Raw genomic sequence first — 15684 nt, forward strand, 5'->3', positions numbered from 1 at the left:
AAGCAATTTAATTCCCTCACATATATGGTTTCTTGTATTATCAAATCCAATGATTCACTTTTAATTGAAGTAACGGATGGCTTTGCAGATAACGATCTGAACAGTATTTTTCTTTTTTTAGAATCATTAATCGACGATTATTCGCGCACAAAAGTATACTTCAAAATAGAAGCAACTATCAAAAAACAGGTCGATCAAAAATTAGAAAACAATATGCGATTAAAGCCCTATCAAATATTATATCTGCCAAAAAATAATGTCTTGACGAATTAATTCAATTTCATAAGTCTATATAGTTTTTGTCAAGAAAAAAGACCTTTCGACTTTTCGGAAGGTTTTTGTTGTTTGTAAGATGCAGGTAAAAAAACCTTATTCCACAAAAAAACCTCCCAGAAAAACTGAAAGGTTTTGCGTTTTCAAAACGTGGTCCCAGCTGGGCTCGAACCAGCGACCCTCTGATTATGAGTCAGATGCTCTAACCAACTGAGCTATGGGACCGTAAAAACGGGATGCAATATTACTACTTTTTTTACTTTCGTAAAAATTTATATCGCATTAAATTATTTCCTGACACAACTCTATAAGCGTACCATTGGTAGATTTTGGATGTAAAAACACCACTAACTTATTATCAGCGCCTTTTTTAGGTGTCTCGTTTAAGACAATAAAACCTTCTTCTTTTAAGCGTGCTACCTCAGCATGAATGTCCGTTACATCAAACGCAATATGATGTACACCTTCACCTTTTTTAGCAATAAACTTCGCAATAGGACTGTCTTCACGAGTCGCTTCTAACAATTCTATTTTGCTTTCGCCCAATTGAAAAAAAGAAGTTTTTACACCTTCACTTTCTACCTCTTCCATTTTGTAATGTTCCTTATTGAACAACTTGGCAAATAATTGGTTGGATGCGTCAATATCTTTTACGGCAATTCCAATATGTTCTATTTTATTCACGTTTTTGCTTAATTTGGTGTAAAGTTATTGCAATTCAGCAGTAATGTCAACGTTTTATGGTCTTAATATTCTATTTTTGCAGAATTATGAGTGATATCGAAAGTAACAGACAGAAAAAAATAGCAGGTGTTTTACAAAAAGATTTGGTAGACATTCTGCAAGGTGCAGCAAGAAGTGGTGGATTGACAAACGTTATTATTTCAGTAACGAAAGTAAATGTTACGGTTGATCTTTCTGTAGCCAAAGTATATTTAAGCATTTTTCCACACAATAAATCAAAAGAATTATTAGAAGGAATTCAATCAAATGCGCCGTTAATTAAGCACGATTTAGCGCAGCGTGTACGTCATCAATTGCGTAAAGTACCTAATTTGACGTTTTATGTAGATGATTCTTTGGAATACATTGAAAATATTGAACAGTCGCTAAAAGGCGAAGAAAATCCAATTCAAGATCCAGATTTATTAGATAAAAGAAAGAAATCCTAGTTGAAATTTCCTCTGTACATAGCCAAGCGTTATTTGCTTTCCAAAAGTTCGCAAAACGCCATTAATATTATCAACATCGTTACGAGTGTCGTTGTGGTGATTGGTGCATTGGCTTTGTTCATTGTCCTTTCAGGATTTGCAGGATTAAAAAGCTTTAGTTTGTCATTTAGCAATGATTTTGATCCAGATCTCAAGATTGAAGCTGTAGCAGGAAAGTCTTTTCGTGTCAACGCATTACAACTCAAACAACTTCAAGAAATTCCAGAAATTGCATCGTTTTCGCAAGTGGTGGAAGAACGTGTTGTGCTGAGTTTAAACAACAAACATCATATTGCAAATATTAAAGGTGTTGATCAATACTTTAGAAAAGTCAATGCTATGGACAGCATTATGTTTGTGGGAGCTTGGGTAAATCCGAACGAATATGACAGTGCTGTAGTTGGTATTGGCATCTCAAATCTTTTAGGTCTTATAGCTGGCGATCATAGTGGTTTGCTTGAAATTATAGTGCCAAAACCAGGCACAAAAAGCATCACAAGTAGTTCTAAAAATCCGTATGAAAAGGTAAAAGTGATTACCAGAGGTGTATATCGTATCAATGAAGATTTAGACGCTAAATATGTGTTTACCAATCTCGAATTGGCACAAGAACTCCTTGATTTTGAAGTAAATGAAGTTACAAATATTGAATTTGATTTGCTTCCAGAAAGTGATGAAACTAGTGTAAAAGAAAAAATTTCTAAGGTTTTTAATGACGAAGTCTTTATTAAAAGTCGCATTGAGTTGAATGATGCTTTGTATAAAATGTTGAATACCGAAAACTTGGCGATTTACTTAATTTTCACATTGGTTTTGATTCTCGCTTTGTTTAATGTAGTTGGTGCCATTGTTATGATGATTTTAGACAAGCGTAGCAATATGAAAACGCTCTTTAGCATGGGAACCACCGTAAAAAAGATAAAGCGTATTTTCTTTTATCAAGGAATTATCATCACCACTTTAGGCGGATTGTTGGGCATTATACTTGGCGTGATCGTCGTATTTTTACAATTGCAATTCAAAATATTCTACATTACACCGAACTTACCCTATCCTGTAGAATTAAAGTTTATGAATTGTGTAACGGTATTTTTAACCATTACCATTTTAGGAATACTTGCTTCATTTTTGGCTAGTAGACGAATTACAAGAGATTTTATTGCGAATTCATAAATTTATACAAACTGATGATCGCCGAACTTCTCATATACCTCATCTAATATTTGAAAAACACCTACAGAATCATCAGTAGTTACCAAACGTTGTCTGTATTCTTTAAAATGTGGAATTCCTCTAAAATAGTTTGCATAATGACGTCGTGTTTCAAACACACCTAAACGCTCACCTTTCCAGTCTACAGACATTTGTAAATGACGTCTTGCTGCATCTACACGCTCATCCATAGTTGGCTTTGCCATGTGCGTTCCTGTTTCAAAGTAATGTTTTACTTCTCTAAAAAACCAAGGATATCCAATACTTGCACGACCAATCATTGCGCCGTCCAAACCATATTCGTCTCGCATCAACATGGCTTTTTCAGGAGAATTCACATCACCATTTCCAAAAACAGGAATGTGCATTCGCGGATTGTTCTTTACCGCTGCAATTGGACGCCAATCTGCTTCACCTTTGTACATTTGTGCACGTGTACGCCCGTGAATTGCAATAGAAGCACATCCAACATCTTGCAAACGTTCTGCAACTTCTACAATTTTAATAGAATCATGATCCCAACCTAAGCGAGTTTTTACCGTTACAGGCAATTTGGTATGTTCTACCATTGCTTTCGTTAAAGAAACCATTAAGTCGATATCTTTTAAAATTCCTGCACCTGCGCCTTTGCTAACGACTTTCTTTACAGGACAACCGAAGTTAATGTCAATAATATCTGGATTCGATTTTTCAACAATTTCCACCGATTTTAGCATAGAATCTAAGTTGGCTCCAAATATTTGAATTCCTACAGGACGTTCTTTTTCATAAATGTCTAGTTTCATGGTACTTTTTGCAGCATCACGAATCAAACCTTCTGAAGAAATAAATTCAGTATACACAACATCGGCACCTTGTTCCTTGCACAATGCTCGGAATGGCGGATCACTTACATCTTCCATCGGTGCTAACAGCAATGGAAAGTCTGGCAATTCTATGTCTCCTATTTTAACCACAATACGTTATTCTATAAAGATTTGGCAAAGATACATGAAAAATTGTAAAGTAGTAAATTACCTCAACACAAGTAAATACAATAGATGTGACTAATTTTACTCTTTCAAACGTTCTTGTTCTGCAGAAGATTTGGTACGCTGATTGGTGCTGAGTTTTGTGTTTCCGAAGTTGTAACGAAATCCTACGCGAATGGTTTGCGTATCGTAATTTGTGAAGTAGCCATTATTTTGATTGACAAACTGAGTTTGTTTGGTAAACTCTTGCCCATTTAAAATATCGTTCAGTGTAAGCGATATCGTTGCTTTTTTATTCCATAAGGTTTTACGAAGTGATAAGTTCACAAAGTTTCTATCTGTAATTTCAGAAAGTCCTTGAATATTAGAAGAAATATAAAGAATGGAAAGATTTGCGGATAAACTCTGATCTTTTAAAAATGTAAAATTATTGTCTAACGAAGTATATAAAGACCATTTGCTTTGTGTGGTTTGTACATTATCACCTAATGTAAATGTATCGCTTACATTAAATGCTGATGACACAAAAGAAACATCCCAAATATCTGTTATTGGAAAATAGGTGACAAAATCTAACCCATAATCTACACTTTTTTCAATATTAGAAGCAACACTCTGTAAAACATCACTATTGTTATCTTGTAATGTTAATTCGAAAATAGCACCTTTGTTGTATGCGTAATATGCTTCTATAAAAAATGTATCACTAATTTCTATACCAACTTTATATTTATTGGTAATAGCTGGCTGCAATCGCGGATTTCCTGTTACAAATGAAAAGTCTGTAAAATTGTATCGAAACGGATTTAAATCGTCAAAACTTGGGCGTTGTATTCTTCGACTAAAATCAGCATATATATTTACTTTTTCAGATACTTTGTGACTGATATACGCCGTTGGAAACAATTCAAAATAGTTCTGTGTATTTACTTGATTTGTGCTAAACGAATTTCCTTTGATTTCCGTCTGTTCTCCTCTAAATCCAACTTTCAAACTCCAGTTTTCCCAACTTTTTGAATAACTCACATACGCTGCATAAATAGATTCGTCGTACTCAAAAGTATCTGAATTAGCGATATCTAATGTAGAAACTCCATTCTCTATATTAAACTGCCATAAATTGCTCTTTGTATCAATATTAGCAAGCTTTGCTCCTGTTTCAAAATTTGCCGTTTCACTGATTGGCAATTCATAATCAACTTGTCCGCTCAAAATATTGGTGCGTTGATTGGCATGTGTAGAAAACGCTGTAGAAAAATCAGGATTTGCAACAACAGTATACTCTGTAGAAACATGCTGATCGTCCGCTTTATCATAATCCGTATAGTGTACATTGGCTGAAAGCTTCTCTCCTTCTTTTTCAAAATGATGTACATAATCAAGATTCAATCCTAAGTTATGTTTGTCTTTCCTAGACTTGTTTCTAGCTTCCAGTGAGAAATCTTCATTCGTAACTGTTTGGTCATCTACAACCGTATTGGTCAGTGTATTTTGTTTCCAATAAGGAAGATATAAGAGATTTCCAGAAAAGCTTAAAGTGTTTTTTGCATCAAACTCATAATCGACATTTAAACTAAAGTTATGTTGATTAGACCATGTATTTCTATTAATAAGTGAATTCCAAACGGATGTTGTATTTTCATCTTCTAAATAGTTAATGCGTTCATCATTATCTCTATTTAGTTTTGTATGTGTATAGTTGTAATTTCCAAAAATATTGAATTTCCCATGCTTGTAAAACTGATTGATTCCTGCATTATAACGCGGAAAAACACCTTGTGTAAAGTTGCCATACACACTTCCGTGATATCCAACAATTAAGTTTTTTTCCATCACTATGTTTAAAATAGTGCCGCCTTGCGCATCATAACGCGCAGGAGGATTGGTAATGACCTCAACAGATTTTACAGTTTCTGCGGGCGTTCCTTCTAGCAATTGATAAATTTCACTAGCCGAAAGATGTACTTTTCGATCGTTGATATATACTGTTGGTGTACTATTTTTTATAGATAAAGTATTATTAACCACAATAACTCCTGGCGTTCTACGCAATACTTCCCATGTATTTTCTTCGGTCAATGCAGTTCCTTGAATGTTGAAAACCAAACGATCTATCTCGCGTTTTAATACTGGTTTTTTACTTGTAATTGTAACACCATCTAATGCTTCAGTATCTTTTTGAAGCACAATGGTTTGCAAATTTAAATCTCTTGTAACTTCAATGTCTTTACTGAACGTTTTATAGCCTAAAAAACTAATATTTAGTGTGTAATTTCCTGGAATAATATTCTCAATTAAAAATATACCCGAAGTTTCTGAAGAACTACCTTTAATCACCTCACCATCTTGAAGTAGTATCGCATTAGCATACGAAATTGCCGTTTCCGAATCGGAAGCGATCAATTTACCAGAGACTTGGTAGGTTTCTTGTCCTAGTGCGGTAAAAAATGTAAAAAGCACAAATAAACTTGTGATTTTTAGGTTCATGGCTATGGTTTGGTTAATTGGGCGCAAATATATTCATTTTTATCGAACGTAGAAAAAAAGCTACATCTTTAATTAAAAAAAACTTTGTATCTGTAGTCAAAACACGTGTATTTACTTTGTAAAAAACTATATTTGCAAAATATTAGCGATGAATTAGATGAAGCACATTAGAAACTTTTGCATTATTGCACATATTGATCATGGAAAAAGTACGTTAGCTGACAGATTGTTAGATTTTACGAATACAGTTACGGAACGTGAAAAACAAGATCAATTACTAGATAGTATGGATTTAGAACGTGAACGTGGAATCACGATTAAATCACATGCCATTCAAATGGAATATACGTATGAAGGTCAGGAATATATTTTGAATTTAATTGATACTCCTGGACACGTAGATTTCTCATATGAAGTTTCACGATCTATTGCTGCTTGTGAAGGTGCTTTGTTAATTGTAGATGCTGCTCAAAGCATTCAGGCACAAACCATTTCTAATTTATATTTAGCTTTAGAGAATGATCTGGAAATTATTCCAGTATTGAATAAGGTAGATTTACCAAGTGCCAATCCTGAAGAAGTAACCGATGATATTGTTGATTTATTAGGTTGCGATGCCGAAGAGGTAATTCACGCAAGTGGAAAAACAGGTTTTGGTGTCGATAATATTTTAGCCGCTGTAATTGATCGTATTCCTGCACCAGAAGGAAATTATGACGAACCGTTGCAAGCTTTAATTTTTGATTCGGTATACAATCCGTTTCGTGGTGTAGAAACGTATTTTAGAGTCATGAATGGTTCTATAAAGAAAGGACAACTTATCAAGTTTGTAGCAACCGGAAACGAATACGGCGCTGACGAAGTAGGAACGTTGAAGTTGAGTCAAGTTGTAAAAAAAGAAATTAAAACCGGTGATGTTGGTTATTTAATTACAGGAATTAAAGATGCTCGTGAAGTAAAAGTTGGTGATACAATTACAGATGCCAAAACACCAACGACCAATGCTATTGAAGGTTTTGAGGATGTAAAACCAATGGTTTTCGCAGGAATTTATCCTGTAGATACCGAAGATTATGAAGAATTGCGTAATTCGATGGAAAAACTGCAATTGAATGATGCTTCTTTGGTATTTACACCAGAAAGTTCAGCAGCTTTAGGTTTTGGTTTCCGTTGTGGATTCTTAGGAATGTTGCACATGGAAATTATTCAAGAACGACTAGAACGTGAGTTCAATATGACTGTTATTACTACAGTTCCTAACGTATCATACCACGCTTTTTCAAGAAAAAATCCGGATGAAATTATCATTGTAAATAACCCTTCTGATTTGCCCGATCCATCAAGTTTAGATCGTGTAGAAGAACCATATATTAAAGCAACGATCATTACAAAATCTGACTTTGTTGGAAATGTAATGTCCTTGTGTATTGAAAAACGTGGATTAATTACCAATCAAACGTATTTGACCACAGAACGTGTAGAATTATCATTTGATATGCCCTTAGCGGAAATTGTATTTGATTTTTATGATCGATTAAAAACAGTTTCTAAAGGATATGCTTCGTTTGACTATTCGCCAATTGGAATGCGTACTTCGAAACTAGTGCGTGTAGATATTTTATTGAATGCGCAATCTGTCGATGCACTTTCTGCATTGATTCACTTTGACAATGCTTACAACATTGGTAAAAAGATGTGTGAAAAGCTGAAAGAATTGATTCCAAGACAACAGTTTGATATTCCTATTCAAGCTGCAATTGGAGCTAAAATTATTTCGCGTGAAACGATTAAAGCACTTCGTAAAGATGTAACCGCAAAATGTTACGGTGGTGATATCTCGCGTAAGCGTAAATTACTAGAAAAGCAGAAAAAAGGTAAAAAGCGTATGCGCCAAGTTGGTAACGTAGAAATACCTCAGCAAGCATTTATGGCAGTATTAAAACTGAACGATTAAGAAGAAGAAATTTATATAAATGAAAAGCGATTGTAAAATAATTACAATCGCTTTTTTTTATGATTTTATATATAGAATTAAGATATTTTCTTTTTAATTTCTTAAGTTTTAAATGGATTCCTGCCTACGCAGGAATGACATTCTAACACATCTAAAAGCGAAGCGACCTAATATCTAACAGCGTAAGCGGTCTAACATCTGTGAGCGAAGTGAACTTAATTCGTTTTCGCTATTTCCACATCAAAAGGTTTTCCTAAGTATACAAGTTTCCAATTTTCACCAACTTCATCTAGTTCCGTGTCGTGTGAAGAAATAATATAAAACTCTCCGTCTTCTTTTTTAATGAATAATGGAATAATGTCTTCCTCTTCTTGAGTAATTTCAATTAAGCTTTTGAAATGTGTCTTATCAACAATATCAATTTCTTGGATTGAAGGGTATTTGCGCGTTACTTCCGTCAACGAATTGTAGTCGTCTGTACTGGAGAATAAACCTTCTACAGGATTGTTATTTTCGTCTAACATTTCTTCTCGTGTCACCAATCTAAACGAACCATTTTCCCCGAATTCTGCACCAAACTTATCAATGGCGTATTTATTAATTCCAGAATTTCCTGTCAACGCCATCAAATAACCAACATCATTCAACTCTATATTGTCGGTTAAGGTATTGGAATAAATATCTGTGCTAATGGCTTCTAAGCCTAGTTCTTTGGCTTTTTCAATATTGCTTAGATTGCTATCAATTAACACCACATGTCGTCCATTGGTTTTTAAATAATGTCCTAACAAACGTGATACTTTGGAAGCGCCCACAATTAAAATTCCTTCCGATTTCGTTAAAAATACACCAACTACTTTGGCAAATAATCGTGCGGTAGTTGCGTTTAGTAAAACCGTTCCCAAAACAATCATAAATACCAAAGGTGTTATATATTCGGCACCTTCAACTTCTTGCTTTGCTAGCTTACTTCCAAATAAGGAAGCAATTCCGGCAGCTACAATTCCGCGTGGCCCAACCCAACTGATAAATAGTTTTTCATTGGTTTTTAATTTCGAATTCATGGTACTTAAGAACACGCCTAACGGTCGTATTACAAAAACAACAAGTGCAAATAAAGCTGCTGTTTTCCAGTTGTACAACAACATCAAATCTTCCATATTGATATTCGCGGCAAGCAAAATAAATAGGATGGAAATTAGCAATACACTAAGCGATTCTTTAAAGTATAAAAGTTCTTTTATGTTTTCTAGTTTTCCGTTTCCTAATACCATTCCCATCACAACAACGGCCAATAATCCAGATTCGTGTGCAAAGATTTCCGATTCAACAAATACTAATAAAACAACAGATAAAGACACTACATTGAGTAAGTAATGCGGAATCATTTTTTTGTTGATGGCAAATGCTAATGCATGTGCAAAAGTGAATCCGAAAGTCGTTCCGAATAAGATGATTTTTCCAAATTCAATTAAGGCTGTTTTGGTAAAACCACTATCGCCACCAACACTAATGAATTCAAACATTAAAACGGCGACTAAAGCACCAATTGGATCAATTAAGATGCCTTCCCATTTTAAAACCGTAGAGATGTCTTTTTTTAGCGGAATGTTTCGAAGAATTGGCGTAATTACCGTTGGTCCAGTTACAATGATTAATCCTGAAAATAGGAATGATAAGTCCCAACTCAATCCAAAAACAAAATGCGCTACAATTCCAGCACCAAAAAAGGTAATGGCAGAGCCAAGCGTAATTAGTTTGGTAATCACAGGACCTACATTTTTAATTTCGGCGCGTTTCAGGGTCAATCCGCCTTCAAACAGAATAATACTGATGGCAAGCGAAACAAAATTGAATAGACTTTCTCCCGGAAACAATCCTTTTTCGCCATTCCAAATGGGTTCAATCCACTTTGTGCCATCTTCCGATAAAAATTCTGCAGCAATCGGTCCGACCAACAAACCAATTAAAATTAATGGTAAAATCGCTGGAATTTTAAATTTCCACGCAAACCACTGTGCCAATATCCCTAAAATAATAATTCCTGCTAATTCAAGCATCTACGCAATTTTTTATGTTGAATTGTAAATTTAACAATTATAATGATAAGGTAAGTCAGATATTATCATATTAAAGAAACAGTTTTTGAAATTATTCCGCTTCACTGTACTTCAGCAAGATGCGAAGTTCATTATACGAAAAATCCGTGCCTGCAATTTGTTTGAGTTCATTAAGGTCTTCAAACGTATTATTTTTAATGATTTCCAGTCCTTTCATTACTTTTTCTTCGGGTAGTATTTCGGTAATATCTAACACACCTTCCACAACATAATGACCCAAATGTCCTAGAATTGTAGAAGCTGCCAAAGCTCTTTTTTCTGCAATTTCATTCACGGAAAAACCTTCTTTAAAAAAATCGAATGAAATCTCTTTGGTGTTTTTCTTCTCTACTTCAATTACCACTTCTTCCTGTTTTGGTGTCAAATTATGTTTTGCGGAATATTCTTTTATAATTTCTAAAATTTCTTCCCCATATTTTTCAACACGTACTTTTCCCATACCGTGTATTTTTCTGAGTTGTTTTGGTGTCGCAGGCAACAATTCGCACATTTCAAATAATGATTTTTGCGTGAATATTTGAAATGGTGGAATGTCTTCTGAATTCGAAACACTCAACCTAAATAATCGTAAATCTTCAAACAATTCTTCATGCGTTGTCGAAGTGGCTATGGCACGTTTTACAACTTTAATTTCTGAAACTTCTAAGATGGAATTTGCGCGTATTTTTAAATAGTTTTCTGTTAAAAAATTATCGGATAACGCTTTTAAAATTTTAGTTTTAATCGCCAATTTATCTTCTAAATCTTTCAATTGTTTTTCAATATCTTTTGATACCGCTTGATTGTCTGTTGCAAATGTAAATGTTTCTAAAACCGCTGATATATGCTGTGCTGTTTGTGCTTTAAAATACGCAATTGCTTTTTTGAAACGTGCTTGAATCGTTGCAGCTTCTTCAGGATTTTCAACAGCTTCTGCTAAAGATTCTAATTGTTTTTTGAACGAATTATTAATCTTAAGCAAAGGAATAATTCCTTCTTCTCTAAGAGTTTTTAGCGGCGGCAAAATATTTCCAGAAAGCGTATTTGTGTTCTTATAATATATATCCGTCAATCTTTTTATGGGATGTAAAAAGTCATGATAATCAAATACTTCGCCCATTAAATCTAACTGATACGCTTTTTTAGAAGCTTTCAAATCGGCTTCATTGGGTTCGTTTTCTTCTAGCTGTTCTGTAAATGTATTTACCGTAGCATCATTAATGATACTTGCTGCTTTTATCGGAGTTTTTAGTACAATACCTTCTAAAGTTTTACACCTGCTCAGTGCTACATATATTTGTCCGTGTGCAAAAGAAGCTTCTGCGTCAATGATAGCTTTATCAAAGGTTAAACCTTGGCTTTTATGAATCGTAATTGCCCACGCCAATCGCAATGGAATTTGCGTATATGTTCCTTCAATCGCATTAGAAATTTCCTTTGTTTCTTTATTGAGTGTATATTTTATATTCTCCCAAGTTTCATAGGTGGTTTCAATAATATCGTCTTCCGAACATTTTACAGTTACAGTGTCTTTATCTAAGTAAATAACAGTGCCAATTTTTCCGTTGTAATACCGCTTTTCAAGTGAACTATCATTTTTAATAAACATAACTTGTGCGCCTTCTTTAAGGACTAAGTTTTCACTATTTGGATATATTTTTTCATTAAAATCTCCCGAAATACTGGCAGTATAAGTGCTTTCTTGAGTGCCTAAATTGTCTAATTCTTTCTGATTGATAGCATCTGCACGATTATTATGCGTAGTAAGCGTAATGTAGCCATCTTCTTTTGTAGGATTAAAATCTGGCGAATATTGTTTGTTTAGAATTTCAGCAGAAGCGTTCGAAAGTTTATTGTTACGAATTTCATTAAGAATTGCTATAAATGCTTGATTTTGCTGTCGATAAATATATTTTAATTCTATCGCTAAAATTGCTGCTTTTTGATAGGCAATACTGCTAAAAAAATACGCTGTTTTATAGTAATCTTTTAATAACTGCCATTCATTTGGACGCACCACTGGAGAAAGCTGTTGCAGATCACCAATTAATAGCAATTGTACTCCACCAAAAGGTTTTGTATTATTTTTATACCTACACAATACGTCATTAATACCATCTAAAACATCGGCACGTACCATACTAATTTCATCAATAATAACAAGATCTAATGATTTTATAATATCGATTTTCGTCTTGCTAAATTTTCGCTGAACGTTTGTGGTTTTTCCAGTAGCATTTGGAATAAAAGGCTCAAAAGGCAATTGGAAAAATGAGTGAATCGTTACTCCTTTTGCATTTATAGCCGCAACACCTGTAGGCGCCACGACAACCAATCTTTTTAAGGATGTGGCTTTTATTTTGTGCAAAAAAGTGGTTTTACCAGTACCTGCTTTACCTGTTAGAAATAAGTTCCTATTTGTTTTTTCTATAAAATCAAATGCTAAGTCTAGCTCTTTATTAATTCCCATAAGATATTTCTTGCTTTAAAGGTAAAAAATAGAATGTATAGGTTTTTGTTTAAAAATTAAATATATAAGAATTCTGTTGTATAAAACGTACGCTAATAAGTTATTTCGAAAAATATGATTTCAACAGAAGAAATAAGGCAACAAAGATTGCTGTTTTTACTAACGATAATAAAGCGTTGTTGGTCATAGAAAATGTTTAAAAAGATACTTTACAACGAAGAAGTATTTGTAAATTAAGGAAACGTACAGGAAGAAAAAGCCTTTCATAAGACGTTTAAAAAATAACGAGATTCCAAAAGAGTAAACCTTTTAGCCATAAATCTTCAAAATATAACGACTGTTTTCTTAATAAAACCTTAAGAAATACCCATTTTCGTTTCGGTTTTGTTAATTTGCAGGACAAAAACTTAACAATTTTATGAAGCTGTATCCAATTAAGGCTGGAAACTTTAAACTAGATGGCGGTGCCATGTTTGGCGTAGTTCCAAAATCTTTATGGCAACGTACCAATCCTGCAGATGCAAATAATATGATTGATATTGCAGCGCGCTGTTTGCTCATTGAAGATGGTGATCGTCTTATTTTGATAGATACTGGCATGGGAAACAAGCAAAGCGATAAGTTTTATGGATATTATCACCTTTGGGGCGATGATTCTATTGAAAAATCACTGAAAGAATACGGTTTCCACAAAGATGATGTGACCGATGTATTTATGACGCATTTGCATTTTGATCATTGTGGTGGAAGTATTCAATGGAACAAAGACAGAACAGGTTACGAACCAGCTTTTAAAAATGCGCGTTTTTGGAGCAATGAAAATCACTGGCAATGGGCTACCATTCCTAACAGGCGTGAAAAAGCTTCCTTTCTTAAAGAAAACATCATTCCTATGGAAGAAAGTGGTCACCTCAACTTTATTGCACAACCAAAACTAGATATTTTAGAAAAATCGGCGCTTGGTTTTGATGTGTTTTTTGCCAATGGTCATACCGAAAAACAAATGATTCCAATGATTCATTACAACGGAAAAACCATTTGTTTTATGGCTGACTTATTACCTACCGTTGGACATTTACCAATTCCGTTTGTCATGGGATATGACACAAGACCTTTGCTAACTTTAGATGAAAAAGAAAAATTTCTCAACATGGCTGCAGATAACAATTTCTATCTGTTCCTAGAACATGATGCACATAACGAAATCATTACGGTAAAACATACTGAAAAAGGTGTACGCCTTCATGAAGTTTTTACTTGTAACGAACTATTATAAATACACAATTTTTTATATAACACTGGAATAATGAAATTAATAAAACCCTCAATTTTCGCTGCGTCTTTGCTAGTTTTAGCAAGCTGCGGAAGCTCAACAGCACCCATTTTATCAACTCCGATTGAAAATATTGATGCAACTCCTTTAAAAGAGAGTGCACTTACCAAGGAAGAAATGAAATCTTGGGGACACAAAGATTTAGTTACTGATACCATTCCTGGAATGAGTGTTGACAAAGCCTATGCAGAAATTGTCAAAGGAAGAAAAGGAAAGAAAGTCATCGTAGCAGTTTTAGACTCTGGAATTGATATTGATCATGAAGATTTGGACGGAGTTATCTGGACCAATTCCAAAGAAATTGCAAACAATGGAAAAGACGATGATAAAAATGGATATATAGACGATATTCATGGTTGGAACTTTTTAGGTGATTCTTATAATGAAAATCTAGAAAAAGTACGAATCATAAAAAAAGGAGAAAGTCATCCTGATTATGCTGCAGCAAAATCAGAAATAGAAGCAGATTATAATAAATATAACGCTGGAAAAACAAGAATGGATATGATTTCTTCTCGTGTAAAACAAGCCAACGCTGCTCTAAAAAAGCACTTTAAAAAGGACAGCTATACATTAGAAGAAATAAAAGCTATTGAAGCACCAGATGAGTCTTTATCTGAGCATATTTTTGTTGCAAAAAGTATTTTAGGTGGCGCAAATTTTGAAAATTTAGACGAAGCTGAAAAAGAAATTGACGAAAACATAACATCAATAACGGAACGTTTAAACTATCATTTAAATGCAGATTTTAATGGAAGAACACCTGTAGGTGACAATCCATATGATATTACAGATACAAATTACGGAAATGGAAATGTAAAACATACTGTAAAAACAGAATCTCACGGAACGCACGTAGCCGGAATTATTGCTGCAGAACGTAATAACGGAAAAGGAATGAACGGTGTAGCAAATAATGTAGAAATTATGGCAGTACGTATGGTTCCAAATGGTGACGAGTATGATAAAGATGTGGCTTTAGCCATTCGTTATGCTGTTGATAATGGTGCTAGAGTTATCAATGCTAGTTTTGGAAAATATTTCTCTCAAAACAATCAATGGGTTCGTGATGCAATCGCTTACGCGGGAAAAAACAATGTACTTATTGTAAAAGCTGCTGGAAATGAAAATATAAATCTTGATACGAAAGCAGTATTTCCAAACGATCAAACGCTTACTGGTACAGAAGTATCCGATACATTTTTAACGGTTGGTTCATTACAAAACAAGTATGGTTCACAAATGGTTTCAGGTTTTTCTAATTATGGAAACGATAATGTAGATGTTTTTGCGCCAGGATCTAGTATTTATTCTACATTTCCAGAAAACGAATACAAAGCTATTAGTGGAACTTCTATGGCGGCGCCAGGTGTTTCTGGAATTGCAGCATTAATCATGTCTCAATATCCAAAACTAACAGCTGCACAAGTAAAGAAAATCATCATGCAATCTGGACTTTCTGTAAACAGAGATGTTGTTGTAGATCAATCAAAAGGAGCCATGCCATTTTCACAAGCTTCAAAAACAGGGAAAATAGCAAATGCATACAACGCTCTTATTTTAGCTGATAAAGTAAGCAGAGGAAAAGTAAAATTGTAATCATCAATTATAATCAGTAAAACACATGAAAATTTTTAGTAAACTAAGTATTCTTGTCGCAGTGGCATTTGTAGC

The 15684-nt window shown here is 34.1% G+C and carries 10 protein-coding genes and 1 tRNA gene; 5 read left to right on the forward strand and 6 right to left on the reverse strand.

Translation table 11 applies throughout. From position 1 onward, the window contains the following. Positions 1-424 precede the first annotated feature (424 nt). Both Q0845_RS15620 and mce read right to left on the reverse strand, forming a co-directional pair. Positions 425-498 (reverse strand) — tRNA-Ile (locus Q0845_RS15620). Positions 499-555: 57 nt separating this feature from the next. Further along, positions 556-957 (reverse strand): methylmalonyl-CoA epimerase, encoded by a 402-nt coding sequence (mce, locus tag Q0845_RS15625; protein ID WP_298515075.1) that lies wholly within the window; start codon positions 955-957, stop codon positions 556-558. Positions 958-1052: 95 nt separating this feature from the next. Here mce and rbfA point away from each other — a divergent pair, with 95 nt between their 5' ends. After that, positions 1053-1445, forward strand: a complete 393-nt coding sequence (gene rbfA, locus Q0845_RS15630; protein ID WP_298515492.1) for a 30S ribosome-binding factor RbfA — start codon at positions 1053-1055, stop codon at positions 1443-1445. Beyond that, on the forward strand, positions 1446-2657 hold the full coding sequence (locus Q0845_RS15635; RefSeq protein WP_298515078.1) for an FtsX-like permease family protein: 1212 nt from the start codon (positions 1446-1448) through the stop codon (positions 2655-2657). It begins immediately after the preceding gene. 2 nt (positions 2658-2659) lie between these two features. Here the strand turns inward: Q0845_RS15635 and dusB are convergent, their stop codons facing one another. Next, on the reverse strand, positions 2660-3652 hold the full coding sequence (gene dusB / locus Q0845_RS15640; RefSeq protein ID WP_298515081.1) for a tRNA dihydrouridine synthase DusB: 993 nt from the start codon (positions 3650-3652) through the stop codon (positions 2660-2662). 96 nt (positions 3653-3748) lie between these two features. Then, the gene (locus Q0845_RS15645; protein ID WP_298515086.1) at positions 3749-6154 is read right to left on the reverse strand and encodes an outer membrane beta-barrel family protein; all 2406 of its coding nucleotides are present in this window, start codon (positions 6152-6154) and stop codon (positions 3749-3751) included. Between the two features lie 157 nt (positions 6155-6311). Between Q0845_RS15645 and lepA the strand changes: the two genes are divergently transcribed. Continuing rightward, on the forward strand, positions 6312-8108 hold the full coding sequence (gene lepA / locus Q0845_RS15650) for a translation elongation factor 4 (protein ID WP_298515089.1): 1797 nt from the start codon (positions 6312-6314) through the stop codon (positions 8106-8108). Positions 8109-8323: 215 nt separating this feature from the next. On the opposite strand, the gene Q0845_RS15655 is transcribed toward lepA, so the two are convergent. Further along, positions 8324-10168 (reverse strand): sodium:proton antiporter, encoded by a 1845-nt coding sequence (locus Q0845_RS15655; RefSeq protein ID WP_298515091.1) that lies wholly within the window; start codon positions 10166-10168, stop codon positions 8324-8326. Positions 10169-10259: 91 nt separating this feature from the next. Beyond that, positions 10260-12677 (reverse strand): HRDC domain-containing protein, encoded by a 2418-nt coding sequence (locus Q0845_RS15660; RefSeq protein WP_298515093.1) that lies wholly within the window; start codon positions 12675-12677, stop codon positions 10260-10262. A 418-nt stretch (positions 12678-13095) separates the two neighbouring features. Here Q0845_RS15660 and Q0845_RS15665 point away from each other — a divergent pair, with 418 nt between their 5' ends. Next, complete coding sequence (locus Q0845_RS15665; protein ID WP_298515095.1) at positions 13096-13953, forward strand: MBL fold metallo-hydrolase; 858 nt, start codon at positions 13096-13098, stop codon at positions 13951-13953. Positions 13954-13983: 30 nt separating this feature from the next. Continuing rightward, a complete protein-coding gene (locus Q0845_RS15670; RefSeq protein WP_298515097.1) occupies positions 13984-15609 on the forward strand; it encodes a S8 family peptidase in 1626 nt (541 codons plus the stop codon). Positions 15610-15684 lie beyond the last annotated feature (75 nt).

This window comes from uncultured Kordia sp. (assembly GCF_947489565.1).
In the GTDB taxonomy this organism is placed as follows: domain Bacteria; phylum Bacteroidota; class Bacteroidia; order Flavobacteriales; family Flavobacteriaceae; genus Kordia.